Source organism: Tsuneonella sp. HG094 (assembly GCF_053819285.1).
The window spans coordinates 358,789-384,085 of the sequence record NZ_JBSORA010000001.1 but is presented as its reverse complement, the minus strand read 5'-3'; the positions used below and the strand labels follow the sequence as shown (position 1 = coordinate 384,085).

Annotated in this window: 22 protein-coding genes and 1 tRNA gene; 16 read left to right on the top strand and 7 right to left on the bottom strand. The window is 66.8% G+C overall.

The genetic code is table 11. The annotated features are described in order from the left end of the window. Positions 1 to 27: 27 nt before the first annotated feature. Positions 28 to 876 (top strand): acetyl-CoA carboxylase, carboxyltransferase subunit beta, encoded by an 849-nt coding sequence (accD, locus tag ACWPMX_RS01885; protein WP_455698356.1) that lies wholly within the window; start codon positions 28 to 30, stop codon positions 874 to 876. Positions 877 to 982: 106 nt separating this feature from the next. Further along, positions 983 to 2,287: a bifunctional folylpolyglutamate synthase/dihydrofolate synthase gene (locus tag ACWPMX_RS01880; RefSeq protein ID WP_455698355.1), complete on the top strand. Its 1,305-nt coding sequence runs from the start codon at positions 983 to 985 to the stop codon at positions 2,285 to 2,287. Here the strand turns inward: ACWPMX_RS01880 and ACWPMX_RS01875 are convergent. Beyond that, positions 2,284 to 3,999: an AmpG family muropeptide MFS transporter gene (locus ACWPMX_RS01875; protein WP_455698354.1), complete on the bottom strand. Its 1,716-nt coding sequence runs from the start codon at positions 3,997 to 3,999 to the stop codon at positions 2,284 to 2,286. The genes ACWPMX_RS01880 and ACWPMX_RS01875 overlap by 4 nt on opposite strands. 74 nt (positions 4,000 to 4,073) lie before the next feature. Between ACWPMX_RS01875 and ACWPMX_RS01870 the strand changes: the two genes are divergently transcribed. The 5 genes from ACWPMX_RS01870 (at position 4,074) to rsmD (ending at position 7,722) form a co-directional block, all read left to right on the top strand. After that, the gene (locus ACWPMX_RS01870; RefSeq protein ID WP_455698353.1) at positions 4,074 to 5,231 is read left to right on the top strand and encodes an aromatic ring-hydroxylating oxygenase subunit alpha; all 1,158 of its coding nucleotides are present in this window, start codon (positions 4,074 to 4,076) and stop codon (positions 5,229 to 5,231) included. A 63-nt stretch (positions 5,232 to 5,294) separates the two neighbouring features. Beyond that, positions 5,295 to 5,861 (top strand): hypothetical protein, encoded by a 567-nt coding sequence (locus tag ACWPMX_RS01865; RefSeq protein ID WP_455698352.1) that lies wholly within the window; start codon positions 5,295 to 5,297, stop codon positions 5,859 to 5,861. Beyond that, positions 5,861 to 6,340 (top strand): hypothetical protein, encoded by a 480-nt coding sequence (locus tag ACWPMX_RS01860; protein ID WP_455698351.1) that lies wholly within the window; start codon positions 5,861 to 5,863, stop codon positions 6,338 to 6,340. The genes ACWPMX_RS01865 and ACWPMX_RS01860 overlap by 1 nt, the downstream gene beginning before the upstream one ends. Positions 6,341 to 6,379: 39 nt before the next feature. Continuing rightward, complete coding sequence (locus ACWPMX_RS01855) at positions 6,380 to 7,174, top strand: pseudouridine synthase (RefSeq protein ID WP_455698350.1); 795 nt, start codon at positions 6,380 to 6,382, stop codon at positions 7,172 to 7,174. Beyond that, positions 7,174 to 7,722, top strand: coding sequence for a 16S rRNA (guanine(966)-N(2))-methyltransferase RsmD (rsmD, locus tag ACWPMX_RS01850; protein ID WP_455698349.1), 549 nt, complete (start codon positions 7,174 to 7,176; stop codon positions 7,720 to 7,722). Before ACWPMX_RS01855 ends, rsmD begins: the two co-directional genes overlap by 1 nt. A gap of 62 nt (positions 7,723 to 7,784) precedes the next feature. Here rsmD and ACWPMX_RS01845 read toward each other — a convergent pair whose 3' ends face one another. Continuing rightward, complete coding sequence (locus ACWPMX_RS01845; RefSeq protein ID WP_455698348.1) at positions 7,785 to 8,381, bottom strand: hypothetical protein; 597 nt, start codon at positions 8,379 to 8,381, stop codon at positions 7,785 to 7,787. 108 nt (positions 8,382 to 8,489) lie between these two features. On the opposite strand from ACWPMX_RS01845, the gene ACWPMX_RS01840 reads away from it, so the two are divergent. The 4 genes from ACWPMX_RS01840 to ACWPMX_RS01825 all read left to right on the top strand — a co-directional run bounded on the left by ACWPMX_RS01840 (position 8,490) and on the right by ACWPMX_RS01825 (position 14,308). Continuing rightward, positions 8,490 to 10,796 (top strand): ATP-dependent helicase, encoded by a 2,307-nt coding sequence (locus tag ACWPMX_RS01840; protein ID WP_455698347.1) that lies wholly within the window; start codon positions 8,490 to 8,492, stop codon positions 10,794 to 10,796. Beyond that, positions 10,793 to 12,175 carry an RNB domain-containing ribonuclease gene (locus tag ACWPMX_RS01835; protein ID WP_455698346.1) on the top strand — a complete coding sequence of 461 codons (1,383 nt, stop codon included), beginning with the start codon at positions 10,793 to 10,795 and terminating at the stop codon, positions 12,173 to 12,175. Before ACWPMX_RS01840 ends, ACWPMX_RS01835 begins: the two co-directional genes overlap by 4 nt. A 191-nt stretch (positions 12,176 to 12,366) precedes the next feature. Continuing rightward, the gene (locus tag ACWPMX_RS01830) at positions 12,367 to 12,951 is read left to right on the top strand and encodes a hypothetical protein (protein WP_455698345.1); all 585 of its coding nucleotides are present in this window, start codon (positions 12,367 to 12,369) and stop codon (positions 12,949 to 12,951) included. A 34-nt stretch (positions 12,952 to 12,985) separates the two neighbouring features. Then, the gene (locus ACWPMX_RS01825) at positions 12,986 to 14,308 is read left to right on the top strand and encodes a L,D-transpeptidase family protein (RefSeq protein ID WP_455698344.1); all 1,323 of its coding nucleotides are present in this window, start codon (positions 12,986 to 12,988) and stop codon (positions 14,306 to 14,308) included. 12 nt (positions 14,309 to 14,320) lie between these two features. On the opposite strand, the gene ACWPMX_RS01820 is transcribed toward ACWPMX_RS01825, so the two are convergent. The 3 genes from ACWPMX_RS01820 to ACWPMX_RS01810 all read right to left on the bottom strand — a co-directional run bounded on the left by ACWPMX_RS01820 (position 14,321) and on the right by ACWPMX_RS01810 (position 17,191). Then, positions 14,321 to 15,025 (bottom strand): energy transducer TonB, encoded by a 705-nt coding sequence (locus tag ACWPMX_RS01820; RefSeq protein WP_455698343.1) that lies wholly within the window; start codon positions 15,023 to 15,025, stop codon positions 14,321 to 14,323. 41 nt (positions 15,026 to 15,066) lie between these two features. Then, positions 15,067 to 16,488, bottom strand: coding sequence for a DEAD/DEAH box helicase (locus tag ACWPMX_RS01815; RefSeq protein WP_455698342.1), 1,422 nt, complete (start codon positions 16,486 to 16,488; stop codon positions 15,067 to 15,069). 121 nt (positions 16,489 to 16,609) lie between these two features. After that, entirely contained in the window at positions 16,610 to 17,191 is a 582-nt protein-coding gene (locus tag ACWPMX_RS01810; RefSeq protein WP_455698341.1) for a hypothetical protein, read from the bottom strand. Between the two features lie 112 nt (positions 17,192 to 17,303). On the opposite strand from ACWPMX_RS01810, the gene ACWPMX_RS01805 reads away from it, so the two are divergent. Both ACWPMX_RS01805 and ACWPMX_RS01800 read left to right on the top strand, forming a co-directional pair. Then, positions 17,304 to 18,758 carry an FAD-binding oxidoreductase gene (locus ACWPMX_RS01805; RefSeq protein WP_455698340.1) on the top strand — a complete coding sequence of 485 codons (1,455 nt, stop codon included), beginning with the start codon at positions 17,304 to 17,306 and terminating at the stop codon, positions 18,756 to 18,758. Between the two features lie 67 nt (positions 18,759 to 18,825). After that, positions 18,826 to 19,608, top strand: coding sequence for a SapC family protein (locus tag ACWPMX_RS01800; protein WP_455698339.1), 783 nt, complete (start codon positions 18,826 to 18,828; stop codon positions 19,606 to 19,608). A gap of 325 nt (positions 19,609 to 19,933) precedes the next feature. On the opposite strand, the gene ACWPMX_RS01795 is transcribed toward ACWPMX_RS01800, so the two are convergent. After that, a complete protein-coding gene (locus ACWPMX_RS01795) occupies positions 19,934 to 22,189 on the bottom strand; it encodes a hypothetical protein (protein ID WP_455698338.1) in 2,256 nt (751 codons plus the stop codon). A 150-nt stretch (positions 22,190 to 22,339) separates the two neighbouring features. After that, entirely contained in the window at positions 22,340 to 23,287 is a 948-nt protein-coding gene (locus ACWPMX_RS01790; RefSeq protein ID WP_455698337.1) for an N-formylglutamate amidohydrolase, read from the bottom strand. A 77-nt stretch (positions 23,288 to 23,364) separates the two neighbouring features. Between ACWPMX_RS01790 and cpdR the strand changes: the two genes are divergently transcribed. The 3 genes from cpdR to ACWPMX_RS01775 all read left to right on the top strand — a co-directional run bounded on the left by cpdR (position 23,365) and on the right by ACWPMX_RS01775 (position 25,230). After that, entirely contained in the window at positions 23,365 to 23,754 is a 390-nt protein-coding gene (cpdR, locus tag ACWPMX_RS01785; RefSeq protein WP_455698336.1) for a cell cycle two-component system response regulator CpdR, read from the top strand. 54 nt (positions 23,755 to 23,808) lie between these two features. After that, positions 23,809 to 23,883 (top strand) — tRNA-Val (locus ACWPMX_RS01780). A 123-nt stretch (positions 23,884 to 24,006) separates the two neighbouring features. Beyond that, a complete protein-coding gene (locus tag ACWPMX_RS01775; RefSeq protein WP_455698335.1) occupies positions 24,007 to 25,230 on the top strand; it encodes an NADP-dependent isocitrate dehydrogenase in 1,224 nt (407 codons plus the stop codon). The last annotated feature ends 67 nt before the right edge of the window (positions 25,231 to 25,297 follow it).

Sequence of the window (25,297 nt, the reverse complement as noted above, 5' to 3'; positions counted from 1 at the left end):
CTGAAAAATCGCGGCTAGAGGCGCCCCATGTCTTGGCTCAGCCGCGTCCGCAATTCGCTCCCCTTCGTCGCCAAGCGCGAAACCCCCGACAACCTGTGGGTCAAGTGCCCCGGTTGCCAGGAGATGCTCTTCGTCAAGGAGTACGAGGAAAACCTCCACGTCTGCCCGCGCTGCGGCCACCACGGCCGGATCAACGCCGACACGCGGCTCGGCATCCTGCTCGACGCCGGGTTCGACCTGCTGCCGCAGCCGAGCGTGAAGGAAGACCCGCTCAAGTTCCGCGACACCGCGAAATATACCGACCGCCTCAAGAAAGCCCGCGCATCCAACGCGCACCACGACGCGTTCAGCGTCGGCTCGGGCACGATCGACGGGCGTCCGGCGGTCGTCGGGGTGCAGGACTTCACCTTCATGGGCGGTAGCATGGGCATGGCCGTGGGCACCGCGTTCTGTGCCGGAGCCGAGCGCGCGCTGTCGCGCAAATGCCCCTACATCGTCGTCACCGCCGCGGGCGGCGCGCGGATGCAAGAAGGCATCCTGTCCCTGATGCAGATGCCCAAGGCGACCGTGATGACCCGCCGTCTCAAAACCGCGGGCCTGCCCTACATCGTCGTGCTGACCGATCCCACCACCGGCGGCGTCACCGCGAGCTATGCCATGCTGGGCGATGTCCACATCGCCGAACCCGGCGCGCTGATCGGTTTCGCGGGCCAGCGGGTGATCCAGGACACGATCCGCGAGCAGTTGCCCGAGGGCTTCCAGCGCGCCGAGTACCTGCACAAACACGGCATAGTCGACATGGTGGTCGAGCGGAAGGACCTGAAGGGCACGCTCGCCACGCTGATCGACTACCTCGCGCCGAAGAAGGCGGCGTAACTCCCCTCCTGCTTGCGGGAGGGGCCGGGGGTGGGCAAGGCGCAAGCATGAGACCCCTCGCCGACTCTCGCCCACCCCTAACCCCTCCCGCAAGCGGGAGGGGGATTTGAAAGACTTCGCCACCTCCGACCACCCCGCCGTCCAGACGCAGCTCGACCGGCTGGCGAAACTGTCGCTGCCACAGGGGCGCTTCGGGCTGGAGACGATCCGCGCACTGCTCGCCCGGCTCGGCGATCCGCAGCTGCGCCTCCCGCCAACCTTTCACGTGGCGGGGACCAACGGCAAGGGATCGACCTGCGCCTACCTGCGCGCGATCCTCGAAGCCGACGGCACGCAAGTCCACGCCGCGACCAAGCCGCACCTCGTTCGCTACAACGAGCGCATCCGCATCGCGGGAACGCTGATCTCGGACGCAGAGCTCGCCGCGCGGCTGAAGACCGTGCTCGACGCAGGCGAGGATCTGTCACCGAGTTTCTTCGAGGTGACGACCGCAGCGACCTTCCTCGCCTTTGCCGAAACCCCTGCCGATGCCTGCGTGATTGAGGTCGGACTCGGCGGGCGCTTCGATGCGACCAACGTGCTCGAACCCGGAGTCCTCGCCGCCTGCGGCATCGCCAGCCTCGGCATCGACCACGAAGCCTTCTTGCTCGCGCCAGAGGAGGGCGTGCCGACCGAGCCGATCGAGCGGATCGCGTTCGAAAAGGCAGGCATCGCGCGCCCCGGCGTGCCGCTCGTCACGCAGGCCTATTCGAAAGAGGTCACCCGCACGGTGATCGAACAGGCTATGATCGCGGGCGCGCGTCCGGCCATCAGGGGCCTCGACTGGTTCGCGGACGTGGGCGAAACCATCGCCTATCGCGACCGGCACGGTGAGCTCGACCTTCCACTGCCCCAGCTCCCCGGCGCGCACCAGGCGGACAACGCCGCGCTCGCGGTGGCGATGCTGCGGCACCAGTCGGTCGTGCAGGTTTCGCCCGAGGCAATGGCAATGGGTATCCGCGCCGCTCGCTGGCCCGCGCGGTTGCAACTGCTTGCTGACGGTCCGCTGACCGCGCTCGCGCCCGGCCACGCGGTCTGGCTCGACGGCGGACACAATCCCGACGCAGGCATTGCGATCGGGCGGCACTTCAGCAACCAATTTGGGGGTCCGCTCCACCTCGTGATCGGGATGTTGGCGAACAAGAACCCGCAGGCGATCGTCGCGCCGCTCGAAGGGCGGATCGCGAGCCTCTCGGCAGTGCCCGTGCCCGGAAGCGAGAGCCATCCGGCGGCAGCGTTCGGCGCAACCGCATTTTCCGATGTCGCCGCAGCCCTCTCTGCTATCCCCGATGATGGGCTGCCGATCCTGATTGCCGGCTCGCTCTACCTCGCTGGCGAAGTGCTGCGCGCGAACGACGAGATGCCGGACTAGGTCGCCGCCGAAGCGGCTTCGGGTGCCACCTCGCCGCGGTGCCCGGTTTTCGCCTGCCGCCACCATTCGAGACCGACAAGCACCATCGCGCCAAGGCCGATCCACGTCGTCAGGATGAAGACCGAATAGTAGCCCTGTTCCTCGATCATCTGGCCCAGCGCCCCGCGTCCGAGCGTGCCGATCAGCAGGGTGAGCGACGACAGCAGCGCGTATTGCACCGCGCTGAACTTCTTCGACACGATCGACGACAGCCACGCGATGTAGGCCGCGCCCGCGATGCCGGTGGCTAGGTTCTCGCCGCCGATGGTGACCATCAGCCGCGCCAGCTTCTCGCTGCCGCCGGGAAAACTCGAGATGAAGGCCGAAAATCCGGTGCCGTCGGCCACCGCGCCCATCACGCGCCCGCCGCTCGCCATGTCGGCATAGAGCAGGTTGGTGAGCGAGGCGAGCAGTCCGCCGATCATCATCGTCGCCATCCGCCCAAGCGCGGTGAGCATCCAGCCGCCGAGCGCGAGGCCCAGCACGATCGCGCCGACCCCGAAGAACTTGGACGCCACTGCGACCTCGTCCTTCGTGTAGCCGAGTTCGGTCAGGTAGAACGGATAGGCGAAGGTGCCCCAGATCGCGTCGCAGATGCGGTAGGTCAGCACCACCGCCAGGATCAGCATCAGCGCCCAGCCCAGGCGGCCGACGAACTCCTCAAGCGGCAGAACGAGCGCGCGGTAGAGGTGGTCGGCGAGATAGGTCGATCCGCGCGCGGGCGGAGCATCCTCTGCCAGGAGGTGCTGACCCTTCTTGCGCTGGCTCGCGAGCCAGCCGGCGATGAACGCGGGCAGCACGATCGTCGCGACGATGATCCACGGGCCCCAGGTGCTGGTGAATTCGGTCGGATCAGGGCGTGCGTCGGGCGCGGCGGTCAGCGACCGGATCATGAAGTTCAGAACGAGCGCGATCGTCCCCGCCCACAGCAACCCGACCAGCGCCAGCGCCTTGTAGCGGACCGACGGGGCAAGCCCGCCGGCATGACGGAGAGCGAGAACCTGCTCGTCCCCCTCGCTGGCGATACCGTCGCGCTCGGCATTGGGCGCGAAAAGCCCCGCCGCGCCGATCGCCAGCAGGATGAGGCCGAGCACGAGATAGGTCTGCGGCCACCCGATCCGGCCCGCGATGATCAGCGCCAGCGCGCCGCCGACGAGCGAGGACAGGCGGTAACCCATTTGGTAGACCGTACTCAGGATATCGAGCGTCGCCTTCTCGTCCGCGATGTCGATACGCCAGGCGTTGATCGCGATGTCCTGCGTGGCGCTCGCAAACGCGCCAATGCCTGCGAGAAGGCTGAATATGCCCAGCGCCGAACCGGGATCGAGCGCACTCATCGTCACCAGGATCGCGCCGAGGATCGCCTGCATCGGCACGATCCACTGCTTGCGCTTGCCCAGCTTGCGCAGCAACGGCAGGTCGACCTTGTCGATCAGCGGCGACCACAGGAACTGGAAGGCATAGGCAAGGCCGATCAGGCTAAAGACGCCCATCGTTTCGAGGTCGACCCCCGCCTCGGTCAGCCAGGCGAACAGCGTGCCGAGGAACAGCGCGAAGGGCAGCCCGCTGGCGAACCCGAACAGCAGCATGAAACCGGTCTTGCGGTTGTTGAGCGCACGCCCGAGTATGCGCCAGCTCGACGGCTTCTTCGCGACTGCAGCTTCCTCGGCCATTCCCTCTACGTCCTTCCCGCCCGGCGTCTTTCGTGCGACACTTAGCGCCGGGACAGGATTAGGAAAGCCGCGCCATGAACGAGGCCGTAACGCTCCGTGGAAAACGGCCGACTGACGGCCAGCTTGCGCTCGCCGAAGCGCTCGTACGGGGTGAAGTGCGCACCAGTGCGGGCATCACTACGGTCCCCGCGTCGGTCTACACCGACCCCGCCCATTTTGCGCGCGAGAAGGCCGCGCTGTTCGACCGATTGCCGCAGGTGCTGATGCCGAGCGCGCTGGTGCCCGATCCGGGCATGGCGGTGCCGCACGATCACACCGGAAAGCCGCTGCTCGTGACCCGCGACAAGGCGGGCGCGGTGCGCGTGTTCCTCAATGTATGCCGCCATCGCGGGACGCGGCTGGTCGAAGGGACCGAGGCGCAATGCGCGGCGCGGCTGGTGTGCCCGTACCATGCGTGGACCTATCGTCTCGACGGCGCGCTGATCGCCCTGCCCCGTCCCGACAGCTTTCCCGGTCTCGACAAGGGCGATCACCACCTCGTCGAACTGCCCAGCCGCGAGGCGGGCGGGTTGATCTGGTATGCGCCGGTCGAAGGCGCCGACTTCGCTTTCGCCGAGACGCTCGGTGCCGACATGGACGCCTTCGGGGCGGCCGACCACTTCCTGTTTCGCCGCAAGACGCACAGCGTCGCGGGCAACTGGAAGCTGATCATGGACGCTTTCCTCGAAAGCTACCATGTCACTCGTCTCCACGCGCAGACGATCGGGCCGTTTTTCAAGGATGGGGTAACCAGCGGGGACATGATCGGTCCGCACGCCCGCAGCGCTGTCGGCCGGGCGGAAGAACTGGCCGGGGTCGACCTCAACGACATGACCGCGCTTCGGCGCCGGGTGACCTTCGCCTACCAGCTCCTTCCCGCGACGATCGTGATCCCCAGCCCCGATTACATCAACGTGATGTGCCTGTGGCCGCAGGCGGTCGATCGCACGCTGGTCGAGGATTTCATGCTGATCCCCGAGGAACCGACGACCGACAAGGCCCGCGATCACTGGAAGCGGAGCTGGGCACTGCTCGACGGGGGTGTGTTCGCTGCCGAAGATTTCCGCGCAGCGGAACTGGGCCAGCAGGGCCTCACCACCGGCGCGGTGCCGCACCTGACGCTCGGGACGCTCGAAGGCGGCATCCATCGCTTTCACGAAACGGTCGAGGAAGCGTTGCGCGCGGCAAACTGACTTGCGCCTGTCCGAATCCCTCGGCTAACTCGCCGAGACGGAAGTTTGGGGGCAAATCATTCCATGATTCGAGCAATCTACGCGTTCGCGGCGATCGCCGCGCTCGCAGCCGTGCCGACGACAGCGAAAGAGTGGTCGAAGGACAAGACCTGGACGGTCACCGAATTCAACGAAGGCGCCTGCCTCATGCGCCCCAAGGACATGACGTCGAACAAGGGCTTTCAGATCATCGAGGCGGTCGACCATAACGGCAGCCTCGCCGTGACCGGTTTGCCGGGCACCTCGAATAAGCCCGCGACACTGTCGTACAGCTTCACCAGCGAAGCGTATATGACAGTCCTTGTTCGCCGCGCTCAGACGTACATTACGCATGAGCACAATTCGATCGACACCCTTCTGTGGAAGGTCCCAGCCCAGCCAGCGTCTCTGTACGGCAAACCGGCGTACGAGATGCAGATTCCCCGCAACTTCCTCGATCTCTACGCGGAATTGGGCACGCTGATGCTTTCGACCGAAGACAAGCCGATGATCGAGGGGTTTTATCCGAACACAGGTGCCGCGGACGCGATCGCTGCCCTGCGCGAATGCAACAAGGCGCTCTCCGCCAAGCTCGCCAAGGGGACCAACTGATGCTCCGTGCGCTCGTTACCGGCCTGCTTGCGCTCTCCGCGACCGCAGCCGTTGCCCAGGCTACAGATGCGTCCGCCGGTCAGTGGCAGATCGCCCCGAACGATATGGGCTGCTCGATGCTGCGCACCGTTTCCGGCGAAGGAAGTGCCGCAGTGATGGTGTCGCTCAACCGCAACCAGGCGAGCCAGATCATTTTCTTCGCGCCCGGCAGCAAGATCGAACCAGGCATGTTTTATGCAGGCGTGGTGATGTGGGACGAGACCACGATCCCACTCCATTTTCTTTCTGGCGGCTCGCCTGAAATGCCCGGCGTGGCGATCGAATCGAACGACGCTCGCCTGATCGATGTCATCGCTCGCAACGAAAGAGTCGGCATGGCGGTCTTGGGCGTCACCCAGACGACCGAATTCCCGCTCTCCGGCGCGAAGGAAGCCGTCGCGAACCTGCGCAAGTGCGTGACCGACAACACACCCAAGTAGCGCTGGCAAGTCGCGCGCGCGGCTCGTAGAGCGGCGCGCATGTCGAAACCGCCCGCAAATCCCCGCCATGATGGCGGCGCTCCCGCTGCATCCGCACCTCCCCGCGAAGGCGAGCGTATCGCCAAGCTGCTCGCGCGCGCGGGCGTGGCCAGCCGGCGCGAAGTCGAGCGGATGATCGCCGATGGGCGCGTGGCGATCGATGGCAAGGTTCTCGATACCCCGGCGACCGTGCTTCCAAACCTCAAGGGCGTGACGGTGGACGGCAAGGCGGTCGGCCAGGCCGAACAGTCGCGAGTGTTCGCGTTCCACAAGCCCTCCGGCCTGCTAACCGCCGAGCGCGATCCCAAGGGGCGGCCGACGATCTATACCGCGCTCCGCAACGCGATGCCCAAGGACGCTCCGCGGGTGATGCCGGTGGGGCGTCTCGACCTCAACACCGAGGGGCTGCTGCTGCTGACCAACGACGGCGAATTGAAGCGCGCACTGGAATTGCCCACCTCCAACGTGCCGCGCACCTACCGCGCGCGCGCCTTTGGCGACGTCACCCAGAGCCAGCTCGACGACTTGATCGAGGGTGTCACGATCGACGGCATGCGCTACGGCAAGATCGAGGCGGATCTGGATGGCGGAAAGGGCCGCAACCAGTGGATCCTGCTGACGCTGACCGAAGGCAAGAACCGCGAAGTGCGCCGCGTGCTCGAATATCTCGGGCTGCAGGTCAGCCGGCTGCTCCGCGTCGGTTACGGCCCGTTCAACCTCGGAGACCTGCCGCGCGGCGCTGTGGCCGAAATCCCGCAGGCGCAGGTCGAGCGGCTGCGCAAGAGCCTGCGCTGATGCGAGTGATTGCGGGGGAATGGCGCGGCCGCAAGCTCGTCGCGCCCAAGGGCGAGGCGACGCGGCCGACCGCCGACCGCACGCGCGAAACCTTGTTCAACATGCTCGTGAGCCGGCTCGGCGATTTCGACGGGCTCAAGGTCGCCGACCTCTTCGCCGGGTCGGGTGCACTGGGAATCGAGGCGCTTTCGCGCGGTGCCGCCTCGTGCCTGTTCGTCGAGCAGGATCGGCCCGCGCTCGACGCGATCCGCGCGAACATCGAGACGCTTGGCGCGCGCACGCGGACCGACCTGCGGGCGCAATCGGTGATGACGCTCGGCCCCACCTCCGCCCCGCTCGACCTGATCCTGCTCGACCCGCCCTACGGCACCGGTGCCGCGGGGGTCGCGCTCGACCGACTGCTGCGGCTCGGCTGGATCGGCCCCGCAACCTGGCTCGCGGCGGAAACTGGTGCGAACGAGACGCTGGAGGTCGCTGGACTGGAGGTCGACGCGGCCCGCAAGGTGGGCAAGGCGCAACTCTGGCTGCTCCGCAAAGCTGCCGCATAGAAAAAGAACGCCGACCCGGCTGGGCGGCGCCCTTCTTTCCTGCCGTCCTGACGGCGGGTTCCTTACTTCTGCGGCTTGGGGCCTGGGATTTCGCTCGCGGGCTTGCCCGGCCAGTAGTTGAGCGGGCGGTTGCCGTAGTTCTTGCCCGCTTCACGCGGGTTGATGCAGCCGTCGGTCACGGTCGCACTGCACAGCGGATATTCGCCGGTGCGCGCGGCGGGCGTCGTCTGGGTGACGGCACCGCTGACCATCTGCGGTTCGCGCCCAGCCACGGCGTTTGCAGCCGCGGCGGTCGTAGCGACCTGCGCGGTGGCAGAAGCATTCGCCGACGGCATGCTTGCCAACTGGCTTTCGATCGAGGTCCACGCGGTCACGCGCTGCTCCGGCGTCATCGCATACAGCCGGGTGCGCTGGTCGTCGGTAAGGGCCCACCAGCCGTTCTGCTGGGGCTCGGTCAGTGTCCAGTAGTAGACCTTGTAGTCGTTGGGCCACGCCGTGTAGATCGTTTGCCGCTCGGCCGGCCAGGCATCGTAGATTACCTGCTGCGGGCTGGTGAGCACATACACATCGCCGTTGGCACCGACGGCCACGGCGTCCTGGGCTGCGGCGGGAATGGCGAGCGCCAGCGCGGCAGCGCCGGCGAGGATAATCTTCTTCATGCGAACTCTCCGAACTTCTCCGTCGCGGTCCAATACGCACAGTCGTCGGACGCGGTTCCGACCCGCCCTTGCGCCGACTGGCGATGTTCCCTAGCTGTTCGCGTGTCCATGAGCTCCGACACCGCCCTTCCCGCGACCGCCCACCAAGGTGCGCTGCCCGCTTATGCGCAAGGGTTGAACCAGCCGCAGCAACAGGCCGTCCTGACGACCGAGGGGCCGGTGCTGATGCTGGCGGGCGCAGGCACCGGCAAGACCGCGGCGCTCACCGCACGCCTCGCCCATCTCGTCGCAATGCGGCTCGCCTGGCCGAGCGAGATACTCTGCGTCACCTTCACCAACAGGGCCGCGCGCGAGATGCGCGAGCGGGTGGGCCGGCACATCGGCGAGGCGGTGGAAGGGATGCCTTGGCTCGGCACGTTCCACTCCATCGGCGCGAAGATGCTGCGCCGCCACGCCGAGCTGGTCGGGCTAAAATCGAACTACACTATCATCGACACCGACGACCAGCTGCGCCTCCTCAAGGGCATGATCGTCGAGGGCGGGCTGGACGAAAAGCGCTGGCCCGCGCGCCAGCTCGCCGGGCTGCTCGACCGCTGGAAGAACCGCGGGCTCAATCCGGGCGACCTCGATGCGGTGGAGAACGAAGCCTACGCCAACGGGCGCGGGCAGGAGTTCTACGGTAAATACCAGGAGAGGCTGAAGGCGCTCAACGCCTGCGACTTCGGCGACCTGTTGCTCCACATGCTCAACGTGTTCCGCAAGGACCGCGAGGTGCTGTCGATGTACCAGCAGCGCTTCAAGTACATCCTCGTCGACGAGTATCAAGACACCAACCAGGTCCAGTACCTGTGGCTCCGCCTGCTGGCGCAGGAGCGCAAGAACATCTGCGTGGTGGGCGACGACGACCAGTCGATATATTCGTGGCGCGGGGCCGAGGTCGCCAACATCCTGAAGTTCGAAAAGGACTTCCCCGGCGCGGCGGTGATCAAGCTGGAGCAGAACTACCGCTCCACCCCGCACATTCTCGCCGCTGCCAGCGGCCTCATCAATGCCAATAGCGAACGCCTCGGCAAGACGCTGTGGACCGAAGTGCCCGCAGGCGAGAAGGTCCGCGTCATCGGCGTATGGGACGGCCCCGAGGAAGCGCGCCGCGTGGGCGAGGAGATCGAGCGGCTGGAACGCGAAGGCGCGGGCCTCGACCAGGTCGCAATTCTCGTGCGCGCGCAGTACCAGACCCGCGAGTTCGAAGACCGCTTCATCCAGATCGGCATGAACTACCGCATCGTTGGCGGTTTCCGCTTTTACGAGCGCGCCGAAATCCGCGATGCGCTCGCCTACCTGCGGGTCATTGCGCAGCCGGCCGACGATCTCGCGTTCGAACGCATCTACAACCAGCCCAAGCGCGGCCTCGGCGCCAAGACGCTCGAGTTGATGCATCGTCACGCCCGCGCAACCGGACTGCCGCTCGCCGCCGCGTCCCTCCAGCTCGCCGATACCGACGAGTTGCCGCCACGGGCGCGCGGGACGATCGCTTCGATGATGGGGCAGTTTCTCCACTGGCGCGATCTCAGCGCGACCACCGCGCCCGCCGAACTGCTGCGTCTCGTGCTCGCCGAGAGCGGCTACGAAGCGATGCTCAAGGCCGACAAAACCGCCGAAAGTGCGGGCCGCGCGGACAATCTGTCCGAACTCGCGCGGGCGATGGAGGAATACGACACGCTCGGCGACTTCCTCGAGCACGTCGCGCTGGTGATGGACAACGACCGCGCGGACGACGGCGAGAAGGTAACCATCATGACCATCCACGCGGCGAAAGGCCTCGAGTTCGACCATCTGTTCCTGCCCGGCTGGGAGGAAGGCGTGTTCCCTTCGCAGCGCGCGCTGGACGAAGGCGGGCTCGCCAGTCTCGAGGAGGAACGCCGGCTCGCCTACGTCGCGATCACCCGCGCGCGGCGGCGGTGCACGATCATCCACGCCGCCAACCGCCGCATCTACGGCCAGTGGACGAGCAGCATCCCCAGCCGGTTCGTCGGCGAACTGCCCAAGGATCACATCACCGAGGAAACCACGCTCACCGGCGGCGCATCGCTGTGGCGCGCGCAGATGAGCGAGCACGACGATCCTTTCGCGCACCTCGCCCGCGCGCAGCCCGCACGCACACTCACCCGCGGTCCCGGCTGGCAGAGGGCGCTCACCACAGGCTACGACCCCGCCCCCGCGCGCGTGAAGGAAAGCACCCGCAGCGCCGCCAGCTTTGCCGCCAAGCCGCGCGCCGACATTGCTGTCGGGTGCCGCGTGTTTCACGACAAGTTCGGGTATGGCGAAGTGATGGACCAGGAAGGCAACAAGCTGGAGATCGAGTTCGAGCAGGCGGGCCGCAAGCGCGTCATCGACAGCTTCGTGAGTCTCGCTTGAAGGCGATCGCCGACCCGAACGGATTGCTTGGCACCGGGCTCGCGGCGATCCGTCGGCAGTTCTCGGTCCCCGAGGATTTTTCCCCCGAAGTGCTGGCCGAGGCGGAAGCGGCGAAGAACCGCGTGCCGACCGAACATGCCGACTGGACCGAACGCGCCTTTGCCACGCTCGACCCGGCGACGTCGACCGATCTCGACCAGGCGTTCCTGCTCGAGGAGGCGGGCAGCGACCTGATCCTGCATTATGCCCTTGCCGACATCGGCTGGTTCGTCGCGCGGGACAGCGCGATGGAGACTGAGGCATGGCGACGGGGCCTGACGCTCTACCTGCCCGACGGGCGCGCGCGGCTCTATCCCGCTGTACTCAGCGAGGATGCCGCGAGCCTGCTGCCCGACGGTCCGCGCCCGGCGATCGTGGCGACAGTACGCTGCGCACCCGACGGCGGCGTCAAGCTCGACGGGATGACCCGCGCGCTGGTCCACAGCCGCGCGAAGCTCGCCTACGAGACCACCGAGCCTGCCGACGTGCCGCTGCTTGCCGAGTTCGCCGCGCGGATGCAGCGCGCGGAGGATGCGCGCGGCGCCGCGACCGCCAGCCCGCCCGACCAGGAGCTGGAGCGCGACGAAGCCGGGACCTACTCGCTTCATGTCCGCCCGTGGCGTCCGTCGGAAGTCGCCAACTCCGCACTGTCGCTGGCAGCCAACATCGCAATCGCCCATGCACTGCTGGCGGCGGGCACCGGAATGTTCCGCGAGATGCCGCCGCCGGACGACCGTGCGCTCGATCGCCTGCGGATGACCGCGAAGGCACTCGGCCTGACATGGCCCGCCAATGCCACCTTCGCCCAGTTCAACCGTACGGTCGATCCGCGCACGCGCGCCGGCTCGGCCTTTGCGCTCGCGGTGCGCCGGGCGACCGGTCCCGCGCGCTACGTGCCCTTCACCCCCGGCCGGGTGCCGTGGCACGCCGCGCTCGGCGCAACCTATACGCACGCGACCGCGCCGATGCGGCGGCTTGCCGATCGCTATGTGCTCGAAACCGCGCTGGTTCTCGCGCAAGGTCACACCCCCGCTGCCGGGGACGCGGACCTGTTCGCGCGGCTGGGCAAGGCGATGGACACCGCCGATTCGCGCGAAGGGGCTATCGAGCGAGCAGTGCTCGACTTGGCCGAAACGGTGATGCTGCATGGCCGCGAGGGCGAGCTGTTCGCCGCCACGGTCACCGAGCGCGACGATCGCGGCGCACGGATTCAGCTCGCCGAACATCCGGTTATCGCCCGCGTCGATGCCCACCGCATCGCGACCGGCGACGACATTCGCGTGCGGCTCGTGACCGCCGATCCGGCACGCCGCGAACTGCGGTTCGAACGGGTCAACTGACCGCTCGCCAAATCCGGCGGTCAGTCACCGCCAAATCCACAAATGTCAGGGTCCGCGCCTAAGTGACTCGGCCACCGCTGAAATCTTCGCGTGGAACGCTTCTGGAAAGGCGGCGTTTGAGGGGCGGGACGAGAGGGCGTTGCGTCGCGCAGAACGCTTGATGACCTCGCTTTGAAGAGAAGGGAAATACCATGAAAAAGGCATTCGTCCTGTTGGCCGCAGCGGCTCTCCCGCTGGGCGCCTGTACCTCATACAACAACGACAGCACGCTCGCGAGCGCCGGAACCGGTGCGGCGATCGGTGCGGCCGGCGGCGCGGGCGTTGCCGCGATCGCGGGCGGCGACCTGCTGACCGGTGCCGTGATCGGCGCGGCCGTGGGTGGCCTGGCCGGTGCCGTGTGGTCCGACCGCGACCGTGACGGTCGTGCGGACGGTTACGTGTACGAAGGCCAGTACTACGAGGGTGCTCCGACCGGGTACCAGAACGCTTCGGCCACCACCACGACGCGCAGCTGCCCGAGCGTGGGCAGCACCGCACTCAAGACCGGCGTCGCCGGTGCGGCGGTCGGTGCCGGTGCGGGCGCCCTGATCGGCGGCCTCGGCGTGCTCGAAGGCGCGGCGATCGGTGCAGCCGTGGGCGGCCTCGGCGGCGCGATCTGGGCCGACGCCAACAACGACGGCTGTGTCGACGGTTATGTCCGCGAAGGCCAGTACTACGAAGGCTCGCCGACGGTGCAGCCGACCAGCAACGTCGCCTACACCGGCGAGCGGGGCTGATCCCACGATGACGAGCATCGCACGGACCGTTCTGATGAAGACCAACCGGGCGATGCTCGTCGCCAGCATGGGTGCGCTGATAGCCTTCGGCGCACCCACTGCGGCCTTTGCCACTCCCTATGGCGAAAGCGCTGTGCGCGGCGAAATCGCGGAGCGCGCAGACGGCCTCTCCAAATTCTACTCCCAGCGCGGCAACCGCCCGCTGTGGATCGGCTCGAACGGCATGGTCAATCCGGCCGTCGACCGCTTGCTCAAGAGACTCGACACCGCGCAGTTCGACGCGCTCGACCCCAGGGTCGTGAAAAGGCTGCGCACCCGGACCGTTCGCCGCGACCTCGACCGCGCGATGAGCGGCAACCCCGAAGCGATCGCGCGGGCCGACATCGGCCTGTCGCAACTGTTCACGACCTATGTGCAGGCCATGCGGGTCGCTCCGCGCGCCAGCATGATCTACGAGAGCCGCGCGCTCGCGCCGGTGGTTCCGTCGCAGGAAGCCGCGCTGACCGCCGCAGCCGCCGCGCCCTCGCTCGCAACATACGTGGCCGAAATGGGCTGGATGCATCCGTTCTATGCGCCCTTGCGCGATGCGATGGACAGCCATTCGTTCGATCCCGATCGCCGCCGGATCATATGGGAAAACATGGACCGCGTGCGCGCGCTCCCAAACACGCCGGCCGATCGCTACGTGCTGGTCGATGCCGCGAGCGCGCGCCTGTGGATGTACGAGAACGGCAAGGTCGTCGACACGATGAAGGTCGTCGTCGGCAAGCCGGAGTCGGCAACGCCGGTGATGGCGGGGTTCATCCGCTACGCCATCGTGAACCCTTACTGGAACGTGCCCGCGGACCTCGTTCAGACCAGCATCGCGCCGAAGGTGCTCAAAGGCGGGACCAAGTTCCTCAAGGCCAACGGCTATGAGGTGCTGTCGGGATACGACAAGGACGCCACGCTGCTCGCGCCGACGGCGGTCGACTGGAAGGCAGTGTCGCAAGGGGCTACCCCGCCGCACGTTCGCCAGAAGCCGGGCGGGACCAACTTCATGGGCAAGGTCAAGTACGAATTCCCCAACGCCCAGGGCATCTACCTTCACGATACGCCCGAGCGGGCGCTGCTGAAGAAGGAAGACCGCCAGTTCTCGAATGGCTGCGTCCGGCTGGAAGATGCCGACCGGCTGGGCCGCTGGCTGATGGGTCGCTCGATCGCCAAGGCGGGCAACACGCCCGAACAGCGGATCGACCTGCCCACGCTGGTTCCCGTCTACATCACCTACCTCACCGCGACGCCCACCGCGACCGGCAGCATCGCCTTCCGTGAGGACGTGTACGGGCGCGACAGCGCGGTGCAGTACGGCGGCTGATCCCGCGCCGCCTCAACGGCGGCGCGTGCTCCAGGTGAAAGTGGTTTGCAGCGTCGAATCGATTACCTGTCCGCGCATGTCGGTGGCAGGCGCAAAGCGATAGCGTTCTGTGAACAGGCGGCAGGTCAGGTCGTCGAGCAGCGCGTGGCCGCTTGATCGTACGACCGAGCACCGATCGACCCGGCCGTCCGTGCGCACGCGAAACGCAATGGCCACCGTTCCCGCCAGCCGCTGCGCTTCGGCCTCGCGCGGATAGTCGCTGTCACGTAACGCTCCGGCGATACGGCGAGCCTGGCTACCCTTGCCGGTCCCGCCGCCACCGGTGCCGCTCCCCTCGCCGCCAGCGCCCTGGCCGTATCCGCGCTCGCCGGCACCCTGGCTGGCGTCAGATCCCGATCCTGCGACCGTCGCGGCGGGTGTCGGGGCGAGCGGAATGGCGACGGGCGGCGCTTCCCTGGGCAGCGCCTCGCTTTTCGCGGCTTCGGGCGCGGCCTCCTCCTCTGGCGCCGCGGATGGCGTTTCGGGTTCAGGAGGCGGAGGGGGGGGCGGCTCGTCGATGCGGACCGTGGTGACCGCGAGCGGTGGATCGCCCTCGCTCTCTCCCCCGCGCACCGTCAAGCCCCAGAGCAGGCCTACGGCGATGACGCCATGGACAGCCAGCGTCGCCGCTGCCGCCGTCAGTCGCCGGCGATTGCCCGGGTCGTGGTCGCCATACATCGCCTCCGCTCAACGCGGGGACGCGGCGATTGGTTGCGCGGTCAGCCGAATCCGACGTCGAGGAACGAAGGCACCGGGCCGTTCCATTCACCGGGCTTCATCGCGGCCCCGTCGTCGCGTGCTTCGCGGCGGGGACGGTCATCGCGGCGCGGGCGCTCTTCGCCGGAACGATCGTCGCGAGGACGCTCGTCGCGGCGGGGCCGATCCTCGCGGGGCTCGCGTTCGCGGCGCTGACGTTCTTCGCGTTCCGGACGCTCGGACCGCTCGCGGCGGGGGCGACGTTCTTCCGCGTCAGCCTCTGACTCGCGCTCTGGGGCCGGCTCGGGCGCCCGGATCTCGACACGCACGTCGCTCTTGCCGAATACCGGAACGGGAGCACCGGTCAGCTTCTCGACGTTGTCGATCGCCTCGGCGTCTTCTTCCGAGACGAAGGTGAACGCGCGGCCCTTGGCACCCGCACGGCCGGTGCGGCCGATGCGGTGGACGTAATCGTCGGGGTGCCACGGCGTGTCGAAGTTGAACACATGGCTCACGCCCTTGATGTCGAGCCCGCGGGCCGCGACGTCGGAGGCGACGAGGATGTTGACTTCGCCGTTCTTGAACCGGTCGAGTTCCTTGATCCGGCTCGACTGATCCATGTCGCCATGAATCTCGCTCGAGCGGAAGCCGTGGCGCTGCAGGCTCTTGTTGACCTCGCGCACGGTCGTCTTGCGGTTGGCGAAGATGATCGCGGTCTCGACGAGGTCGTTGTTGAGGAACCAGCGCAGCGTGTCGCGCTTGTCGCGGGACTTCACCTTCACCTTGAACGCGGTGATGTTCTGGTTGGTCGACGCCGCGCGGCTGACCTCGATCCGCTTGGGATTCGAAAGGAACTTCTTGGCGAGGTTCTCGATCGGCTTGGGCATCGTGGCCGAGAACAGCATCGTCTGGCGCGTCGTCGGCAGCTTGGAGCAGATGAACTCGATGTCGGGGATGAACCCCATGTCGAGCATGCGGTCGGCCTCGTCGATCACCAGCAGTTCGCAGCCCGTCAGCATGATCTTGCCGCGCTCGAACAGGTCCATCAGCCGGCCCGGCGTCGCAATCAGGATATCGACGCCTTCGTTGAGCGCCTTCAACTGGTCGCCCATCTGTACGCCGCCGATCAGCAGCGCCATCTTCAGGTCGTGGTTCTTGCCGTACTTCTCGAAGTTTTCGGCTACCTGTGCGGCGAGTTCGCGCGTCGGTTCGAGGATCAGGCTGCGCGGCATCAGCGCGCGGCGGCGGCCGCTCGCCATGATGTCGATCATCGGCAGAACGAAGCTGGCGGTCTTGCCCGTGCCCGTCTGGGCGATGCCGATGATGTCCTTCATCATCAGGACCGGCGGGATCGCCTGCGCCTGGATCGGCGTCGGTTCGGAATAGCCGGCCGCTTCGACCGCCTTGAGCAATTCGGGAGAGAGGCCGAGGTCGGCAAATGTCATGCAGGTAAATGTCCGGATCAATTGGCGGCGAGCGCCCGGTGCGTATACGGATGGAGCACCCGCCACGTTCCGCGCGCGCCCCTGCGCGTAGCGCGGGAAAAAGTCAAGATTTTCGGCGTATTCAGTCGTCGGTTGCGACGAGCTGGCGCAGCTTGCTGAGTTCGCAGCTCGCCCCGGCGCGCGAATGGAGTTTGTCGCGCTCTACGCAGAGCAGGCCGTCGCCGGTCCGCTCGAGGTAGAAACCGGAGTAGAAGTCGCGCGCCCTGCACGCTTTTTCGAGGCTGGCAGCCACCAGCCGCTGGTCGCGCATGAACAGCAGCAGCCTGCCCGCGTCGGCCTGGACTGCGGCGATGCCGGACACCGGCACGCACTTGCCCATCCTGCGCTCCTCCAGCTTCGTGGCGGCCATGCGTGGCCCCATCTCGGCCAGCATCGACGGGCGGATCGAAGGATCGCGCGGGGCAATCTTGATCGTCACCCGCTGCTCGATTCGCACCTGGTTGACGATCGGCACCATGTCGGCCGCGACGAATGAATCGACGTCCGCCGCGCTCGCGGCGACCGCGGGCTGGGCGGGCTGGGGCAGGAGCTGCGCATCGGGCGCTGGCGCCTGCGCGGTCGGCGCCACCGGCACGCCAGCGTCCCCGCCGATTGCCGGGACGAGCAGCGCAAGCGGCGCGAGGAGGAATAGCGATGGATGCATGGTGAAACAGTAGGCAGCGCGGATAGCGCATCCGGTTGAATAGCGGCTTAATCCGCCAGCGAAACCTTGCTCGCTCTGGCGTCCCCCGTTCCTCGCGTGCCATAGCGGGACCGTGACCGAAGACCGCACCCAATTCCTTGCCGAGGCCGCCGCCCTTGTTGGGGCGCGCGGGCTGACGCAGGACGCCGATATCGTAAGCCCGTGGCTGACGGACTGGCGCGGACGGTTCACGGGCAAGGCGCTGGCGCTCGCCTCCCCCGCTTCGACCGAAGAGGTCGCCACGCTCGTAAAGCTCTGCGCCCGCTACGGCGTGCCGATCGTGCCGCAGGGCGGCAACAGCGGGATGTGCGGCGGCGCGACGCCCGACACTTCAGGCACCGCGCTGCTGCTGTCGCTTCGGCGAATGACCGCGGTGCGCGCACTCGACGCCCAAGCCCGGCAGATCACTTGCGAGGCGGGCCTCGTTCTCCAGACCCTCCACGACATCGCCGCGGAAGAGGGCCTGCGCTTCCCTCTCACGCTTGGCGGAAAGGGGTCGGCGACGGTCGGCGGGTTGATCTCGACCAACGCGGGCGGCACGCAGGTCCTGCGCCACGGATCGATGCGCGCGCAGGTGCTGGGGATCGAGGCGGTGCTGGCGGACGGCAGCGTGTTCTCCGCACTCACCCCGCTCAAGAAGGATAACCGGGGGTTCGACCTCAAGCAGGTGCTGATCGGCTCCGAAGGGACGCTCGGCATCGTTACCGCCGCCACGCTCGCCCTCGCGCCTGCGATCGCCGAGCGGCGGGTGCTGTGGGCCGGGGTCGCTTCGCTGGAGAAGGCGCGTGCCCTGTTGCTGCACGTCGAGAACGCCGCCGGTAGCGCGCTCGAGGGGTTCGAGGTGATGACCCAGGATACACTCGAGAACGTGATTGCCCATGTGCCTGGCACCCGCGCGCCGCTCTCGGCCCCGCATCCTTGGCACGCGCTGATCGAGATGGTCGCGGCCGACAAGGCCGCCGCCGACGCGCTCGGTCCGCTCGCCGAACAGGTGCTCACCAGCGCCTTCGAGGCGGGGCTGATCGCCGACGCGGTGATCGCCGCGAACGAGGCGCAGGCCGAGGCGTTCTGGCAGATCCGCGACGAGATCGCCGCCGCCGAGCGCGCAAAGGGACCGGCAGTGCAGCACGACATCTCGGTCGCGGTCGAGCGGATGCCCGCTTTCGTGGGCGCGGCGATCCCGGCGGTCGAGGCCGCCTGGCCCGGCACTCGCGCGGTCGCTTTCGGCCACCTTGGCGACGGCAACGTCCATTTCCATGTCATCGCACCCGCTGGTGCCGACGCCGCTACGTGGCAGCAGGGCGACGGCAAGGCGATCAGCGAGCAGGTCTACGCCCTCGTCACCGAATGGGGCGGATCGATCAGCGCGGAACACGGGATCGGCCAGCTGAAGCGCGACACGCTCGCCCGGGTGGGTGACCCGGTGGCGCTGGCGATGATGCGCAGCGTGAAGCACGCGCTCGATCCCGCAGGCATCCTCAACCCCGGCAAGCTCGTGCCGCTTGCACCAGCCGTGACCACCAACTAAAGCGCCCGCTTCCGCGCGCGGCCCCGGTCGCCGTGCGATCCGACATCCATCTCACCCGGAGAGAGCCATGGCCAGCGCGCCGCAGCCCACCCTGCCCCTGTTCTACAACGACCTCATGCCGCTCAACAGCCGCGACCATGCCAAGTGGCGGACGAAGGCGCTCGATTCGATCGACTGGCTCAAGGGCCAGCACGCCGTGCCGTTGACGGTCGAGGAATTCATCCACGCACAGCGCGATTTCCCGATCGTGTTCAGCTCGGGCGACCAGCCGGTGCCGCTGGCGCTGATGGGCCTCAACGAGGGCGTGAACACCTTCATCGGCGACGATGGCAAGCCGACCGAGGAATTCTACCTCCCCGCGTACGCGCGCCGCTATCCCTTCATGCTCGCCCGCCTGACGCCGGACGCAGAGGAGCTGTCGCTCTGCTTCGACCCGACATGCGAGGCGATCGGCGCATTCAAGGAAGGCGACGCGCTTTTCACCGACGCGGGCGAGCCGGGCGCGCCAACCCAAAACGCGCTGGCGTTCTGCGAGCAGTTCGAACAGGCCGGGGCCAAGACCCAGGCGTTCGTCGACGAACTCAACAAGCACGAACTGCTGATCGACGGCGAAATCGCGATCACCCAGAACGACAAGCCGGACCAGCCGTTCGTCTATCGCGGTTTCCGCATGGTCGACGAAGCCAAGGTCCGCGATCTGTCGCCCGAGACGCTGAAGGAGTGGAATACCAACGGCCTGCTGCCGCTGCTCTACGCCCACCTCTTTTCGCTCGACCGGATGCGGGTGATCTTCGGCCGCCAGGTCGCGCAGGGCAAGATGCCCGCGCCGACCCCCGCCGCCGTCAACTGACGCCCTGCGACAAACCGCGACGAAACGCCCCGTCCGGAGGACCGGACGGGGGTTGAAAGCGGTTTCAATCGAGCCTACCTTGGCTCTACCCGGTTCGCGCTTCCCTCATGGCCGGATCGGGCTGGTGCATTTCGGTGCACCTCCTCCCTGAACCTTGGCCACCTCGTGCAATGCACGAGGTGGTTTTTTATTAGGCAGTTGGGGGAGTAGGCAGGGGCGCACGGTTGCTTCTATTGGGACTGGGCGAAAGCGGACCGTCGGCTAGCGACCCCGATGCGGACACTCTGCGCAAGAGGGCTGGCGGATCACCCACCCCCTTGTGCGTTCAGAACTCGCCGGCGATGCCCGCTCTCACAGCAGTGTTCTTTCCGCCCGCGAAGGTGGCTCCAGCGGTAAAGGCAAAGTCGCCTTCGAACCGGTGAGCTACCCCGGCCGACACGCCAACCTCGCCGCGAAACACCGCGACGTTGGAAGCATAGCTGGTCTTCCCTGCCTCGGAAGGAAAGTGTGGTTGGGCCATGGCCGCTACCGCCGCGATACCTTGCTTGAAATCCTTTCGGTCATGCTGGCGCAGGTCGAACAGCGTGTTGACTTCGCTCTGAAGCGCCGAGAATTGGCTGTCGCTGACCGCTGCGATGAGTTCCATCTGCGAACGCACGGCTGCGACCGACTGAGCCGAAGCAGTCGCCTGGCGACCTAGTGTGCCGTTCGCATCGACGGTGACCACGTTCACGGGTCCTTGCTGTGCCGCGGTCGAGGCGGCGATGTCGCCCACACGGACCGAGGTTCCCGCGGCCCCGAGAGAAACCTGGTTCACGGCCGTCGTGACTGCGTTCGCTCCAATCGCCGTCGAGCCGCTAAAAGCGGCGGTCGAGCCGGTCCCCAGGGCGGAGGCATCCGTAGCGCTGGCATTGGCGTTCAACCCGATGGCGACCGATTGTGCGCCGCCAGCGCTCGCGTTCGTGCCGACACCGACTGCCAAGTTTGAGGCGCTCGATCCCACCCCTACTGCGAGCGAGTTCGACCCCGACGCAACAGTACGGCTGCCAATAGCGATGGCGCTTTGTCCGGAGGCCTGCGAGTTCAGTCCCACAGCGATTGCCTGTGCGCCTGACGCCGCTGCGTCGGAGCCGACAGCAACGGCGACACCGACAGCGCTCGCTTGGTACCCGATCGCCAGTCCGCGTACGCCGGGGGAGCTGGCGAAGGCGCCAATGGCGATCGCGTAGTCCTGGGTGGTTTGCGCGGAAAATCCCAGCGCAAGAGTTCCCGTGTCCAGCGCAGAAGCCGCACTGCCGACGGCTGTAGCGCCGTCGACCGCATATGCCTTGTCTCCGACCGCGGTACCTCGGCTGCCTCCTACGGTAGACCCGCTGCCGACCGCTGTCCCGAACTCGCCAGCACTCAGGGCATCAGGGCCAATCGACGTCGACGAGGTCTGGTTCGCGACGGCGCGATATCCCACCGCCAGTGAGCTTTGCGCTCCCGCAGTTGTGTTGGAGCCCAACGCGATGGAGTTCTCTCCGGCCGCATTCGCTGTTGTTCCCATGGCGACCGATATGATGCCCGCCGCCCTCGCGCTGTTGCCGATCGCGGAGCTGCTGGCACCGCTGGCCAGGCTGTTCACGCCGACCGCAATGGCGGAAAAATTCGAAGCTTTGGCCGAAGTGCCAACCGCAACGGAATTCTCAAACGAAGCCACAGCCGTGGAGCCGGCCGCTAAAGCATCAGCGCCACTCGCGCTGGATCCATTGCCGAGTGCTAGGCTGCGCGTACCGCCGGCCGTCGTGTTGTACCCTAGCGACGTTGATCGCTGGCCCTGAGCAGTTGCGAACTTGCCAACTGCAGTCGCTTGGTAGGTTGCGCCCGAATATGAACCAATGGCAATGGAATCGTTGCCCTCTGCCGAAGCGTGGTCGCCGATTCCCGTCGAGCTCGAGCCTGCCGCAAGAGCTTCAGCGCCAAGAGCAAGCGAACGGACCTCGAAAGCTCGCGAATCAGCCCCAATTGCAGTGGCGAACTGACTGCGCGCGTTCGCGCCGATCACGTTGACGTCGGGACCATCGACCCCAATCGCTATCGAGGATTCGCCTTCGGCACGAGAGGCGTAGCCAACCGCGATTCCGAAGTTCCGTGTTGCCGTGCTCAGGTAGCCACTAGCAACCGACGCAGCCCCCGCTGCAACGCTGCGTGGTCCGAGTGCGGCGCTAAAGTCGCCGGTGGCTTGCGACACAAAACCCAGAGCTGCAGCTTCGTCGCCGGAAGCCAGCGACCGTCTTCCGATTGCGGTGGCTGCGTTGTTGATCGCCCTTGACGAGCCGCCAACGGCCGTCGCATCGCCATAGGCAATTGCGGAGGCGCCCAGCGCTACCGCATCGCTCTCTGCAACGGCGCTTGCACCACATGCAAGTGCGCTGTCCTGATTGCCCGAACTGGCGGCCGCATCGTTGTCGGTCGTTTGATCGGCAGAGCCATTGTCGTTGCGATCAAGCAAGCAGTCGTCGGCGCGAACAGGACTTGCGATGGTTACGGCTGCACAGACAACTGCAGCAGCAAAGGTGCCGTGAGCGATTTTCTTCATAGTGAATCTCCCAGTTGAAAAGACGAGATTAGCACGAAGGCGAGCTGCGAGACTTGGTTCGAGCTAGCGCACAGTTTCTACGCTCAAGTCAGGCATTCGCTCGCATTCGCAACCCGCCCCAACCGGCCACCCCGCCCAATCGGGCAGCGCCTACTCCGCCGCCAGCGGCAGCCTGGCCCCGCCCATGTCGGCGACTTCGCCCGCCAGCGCCCGCACCAGTCCGGCGAGCGTGCGGACCATTCCGCCGAAGCGGCCGCTCGGTTCGGCGAGGCGAGCGTCCAGGTAGCTCGAGCGGCAGACCTCGATCTGGAGCGCATGGATACCGCGCGCGGGTGCAGCGTGGCGATCGAGCACATAACCCCCGGCATAGGGCCGGTTGTGGAGCACCGCGCGGTCGTGGCGTTCGAGCCAGCCGATCACCGTGGTCACCAGTCGCCGGTCGCAGCTCGCACCGAAGCGATCGCCGACCACGAATTCACCCGGTCGCTCGCCCGCATGGCGCGCGCGCAGCGGGGGCATCGAATGGAGGTCTATAAGGAGGACCGCGCCCCAGCGGTCGCGCAGGTCCTCCAGCGCGGTGCCGAGCGCCTGGTGGTACGGCACGTGCACCCCGGCGATGCGCGCGTCGAGTTCGGCGCGGGTCATCCGGCCCTTCCAGATTTCGCCGAGGCCGGGGAGGCGCCGGGGGACGAGGCCCAAGCCGCTGCGCGCCCGCCGATTAGCCGCCGAGTGCCGCGCTGGAACGGGCGCTCCATCGGCCACCATCGTCCAGTCCATGTCGTCGGGCGCGCGGTTGAGATCGAGCATGGCGCGCGGTGCGTGCGCGGCGATCAGCGTCGCACCCGTCAGCGCGGCGACCTGGTCGGCCATCGCATCGACGTGCCGATCTTCCAGCCGCAGCGCGGCGTAATGCGGATCTCGCATCCGGGTAGCAAGCGCCTGGGGATAGGCCCGACCGCCGTGCGGCGCGGCGATCAGCACCGGCAGCGGCGCCCCCGCAGGGCAGCGAAAGGTGAACGCGGGCGCGTCCGAACCCGGGATCGTCCCGCCCGTGATGCCGGTGATCGCCCCTTGGTCCATGACCCGATGAGTAACCATCGAAGCGCCCGTGTCAAAGCCGGTCGCCCTCTATCTCGGGAAAGATTTCTTAAGCTCGATGCGCTAAGGAGCGCAGCATGAACGAGTTGCCCAAGATCCGCATCCTCCTCGCCGAAGACGAGGAGGCGATGCGCACCTATCTCGCCCGCGCGCTCGAAAACGCCGGTTACGAGGTCGTCGCGGTCGATCGCGGGACCGAGGCCGTGCCGCATCTCGAATCGGCGCATTTCGACCTGCTGCTGTCGGACATCGTCATGCCCGAAATGGACGGGATCGAACTCGCCCAGCGTTGCAGCGAAGTGAGTCCCGCCACCAAAGTGATGTTCATCACCGGATTCGCGGCGGTTTCGCTGAAGGCGAGCCGGGAGCAGCCGCGCGCCAAGGTGCTGTCGAAGCCGTTCCATCTCAAGGACCTGGTGATGGAAGTGGACCGGATGTTTCACGCGGACGCGGCGGCCCGGCTCTGACCCCCCTTGCCAGCCCGCGGCCCGCTCGCTAGAGGGCCGCCTGCTCGATGGTGTGGGCGTATAGCTCAGTGGTAGAGCACTATGTTGACATCGTAGGGGTCGCAAGTTCAATCCTTGCTACGCCCACCATCCAGCCGAGATACAAAAGGCGTCGCGCAAGCGGCGCCTTTTGCGTTTTGGGCAACCCTTGCACCCCTGCCCCGCCCTGCTAAAGCGCGCCCGAACTCCCCTTCAGGCAGCAGCAGGATCGAAATGGCAAAGATCAAGGTAGCGAACCCCGTCGTCGAGATGGACGGCGACGAGATGACCCGCATCATCTGGCAATGGATCCGCGAGCGGCTGATCCTCCCCTACCTCGACATCGACCTCAAGTACTACGACCTCTCGGTCGAGAAGCGCGACGAGACCGACGACCAGATCACCATCGATTCGGCCGAAGCCACCAAGAAGTACGGCGTCGCGGTGAAGTGCGCGACGATCACGCCCGACGAGGCGCGGGTCGAGGAGTTCAAGCTCAAGGCGATGTGGAAGAGCCCCAACGGGACGATCCGCAACATCCTCGGCGGCACGATCTTCCGCGAGCCGATCGTGATCCAGAACGTGCCGCGTCTGATCCCCGGCTGGACCGACCCGATCGTCGTCGGCCGCCACGCCTTCGGCGACCAATACCGCGCGACCGACATGGTCGTGCCGGGCCCGGGCAAGCTGCGGCTGATCTTCGAGGGAGAGGACGGCCAGGTGATCGACCGCGAGGTGTTCAACTTCCCCGCGGGCGGCGTCGCGATGGCGATGTACAACCTCGACGATTCGATCCGCGACTTCGCGCGTGCCAGCTTCAACTACGGCCTCAACCTCGGCTGGCCGGTGTACCTCAGCACCAAGAACACGATCCTCAAGGCCTACGACGGGCGCTTCAAGGACCTGTTCCAGGAAGTGTTCGACAGCGAGGGCTTTGCCGAGAAGTTCAAGGCCGCGGGCATCGTCTACGAACACCGCCTGATCGACGACATGGTCGCCTCGGCGCTCAAGTGGTCGGGCAAGTTCGTGTGGGCGTGCAAGAACTACGACGGCGACGTGCAGTCGGACCAGGTGGCGCAGGGCTTCGGCTCGCTCGGCCTGATGACCTCGGTCCTCCTCACGCCCGACGGCAAGACGGTAGAGGCCGAAGCGGCGCACGGCACCGTTACCCGCCACTACCGCCAGCACCAGCAGGGCAAGGCGACCTCGACCAACCCGATCGCCAGCATCTTCGCGTGGACCCGCGGCCTCAGCTATCGCGGCAAGTTCGACAACACGCCCGACGTGGTCAAGTTCGCCGAGACGCTGGAGCGTATCTGTATCGAGACGGTCGAAAGCGGCAAGATGACCAAGGACCTCGCGCTGCTCATCGGTCCCGAACAGGCCTGGATGACCACCGAGCAGTTCTTCGAGGCGATCGTCGACAACCTCGAAAAGGAAATGGCCGCCTGGGCGTGAAACCATCCCGCGCTTCGGTCATTACCCTGACCATGTGACATTTCGGACCGGGTTCGGCTGAGGCGGA

Excerpts from the sequence above, each read along its gene's own strand:
- accD (WP_455698356.1), top strand. The coding sequence starts at position 28 with ATGTCTTGGCTCAGCCGCGTCCGCAATTCGCTCCCCTTCGTCGCCAAG.
- ACWPMX_RS01875 (WP_455698354.1), bottom strand. The coding sequence starts at position 3,999 with ATGGCCGAGGAAGCTGCAGTCGCGAAGAAGCCGTCGAGCTGGCGCATA.
- ACWPMX_RS01870 (WP_455698353.1), top strand. The coding sequence starts at position 4,074 with ATGAACGAGGCCGTAACGCTCCGTGGAAAACGGCCGACTGACGGCCAG.
- ACWPMX_RS01865 (WP_455698352.1), top strand. The coding sequence starts at position 5,295 with ATGATTCGAGCAATCTACGCGTTCGCGGCGATCGCCGCGCTCGCAGCC.
- ACWPMX_RS01860 (WP_455698351.1), top strand. The coding sequence starts at position 5,861 with ATGCTCCGTGCGCTCGTTACCGGCCTGCTTGCGCTCTCCGCGACCGCA.
- ACWPMX_RS01855 (WP_455698350.1), top strand. The coding sequence starts at position 6,380 with ATGTCGAAACCGCCCGCAAATCCCCGCCATGATGGCGGCGCTCCCGCT.
- rsmD (WP_455698349.1), top strand. The coding sequence starts at position 7,174 with ATGCGAGTGATTGCGGGGGAATGGCGCGGCCGCAAGCTCGTCGCGCCC.
- ACWPMX_RS01845 (WP_455698348.1), bottom strand. The coding sequence starts at position 8,381 with ATGAAGAAGATTATCCTCGCCGGCGCTGCCGCGCTGGCGCTCGCCATT.
- ACWPMX_RS01840 (WP_455698347.1), top strand. The coding sequence starts at position 8,490 with ATGAGCTCCGACACCGCCCTTCCCGCGACCGCCCACCAAGGTGCGCTG.
- ACWPMX_RS01830 (WP_455698345.1), top strand. The coding sequence starts at position 12,367 with ATGAAAAAGGCATTCGTCCTGTTGGCCGCAGCGGCTCTCCCGCTGGGC.
- ACWPMX_RS01825 (WP_455698344.1), top strand. The coding sequence starts at position 12,986 with ATGAAGACCAACCGGGCGATGCTCGTCGCCAGCATGGGTGCGCTGATA.
- ACWPMX_RS01820 (WP_455698343.1), bottom strand. The coding sequence starts at position 15,025 with ATGTATGGCGACCACGACCCGGGCAATCGCCGGCGACTGACGGCGGCA.
- ACWPMX_RS01815 (WP_455698342.1), bottom strand. The coding sequence starts at position 16,488 with ATGACATTTGCCGACCTCGGCCTCTCTCCCGAATTGCTCAAGGCGGTC.
- ACWPMX_RS01810 (WP_455698341.1), bottom strand. The coding sequence starts at position 17,191 with ATGCATCCATCGCTATTCCTCCTCGCGCCGCTTGCGCTGCTCGTCCCG.
- ACWPMX_RS01800 (WP_455698339.1), top strand. The coding sequence starts at position 18,826 with ATGGCCAGCGCGCCGCAGCCCACCCTGCCCCTGTTCTACAACGACCTC.
- ACWPMX_RS01795 (WP_455698338.1), bottom strand. The coding sequence starts at position 22,189 with ATGAAGAAAATCGCTCACGGCACCTTTGCTGCTGCAGTTGTCTGTGCA.
- ACWPMX_RS01790 (WP_455698337.1), bottom strand. The coding sequence starts at position 23,287 with ATGGTTACTCATCGGGTCATGGACCAAGGGGCGATCACCGGCATCACG.
- cpdR (WP_455698336.1), top strand. The coding sequence starts at position 23,365 with ATGAACGAGTTGCCCAAGATCCGCATCCTCCTCGCCGAAGACGAGGAG.
- ACWPMX_RS01775 (WP_455698335.1), top strand. The coding sequence starts at position 24,007 with ATGGCAAAGATCAAGGTAGCGAACCCCGTCGTCGAGATGGACGGCGAC.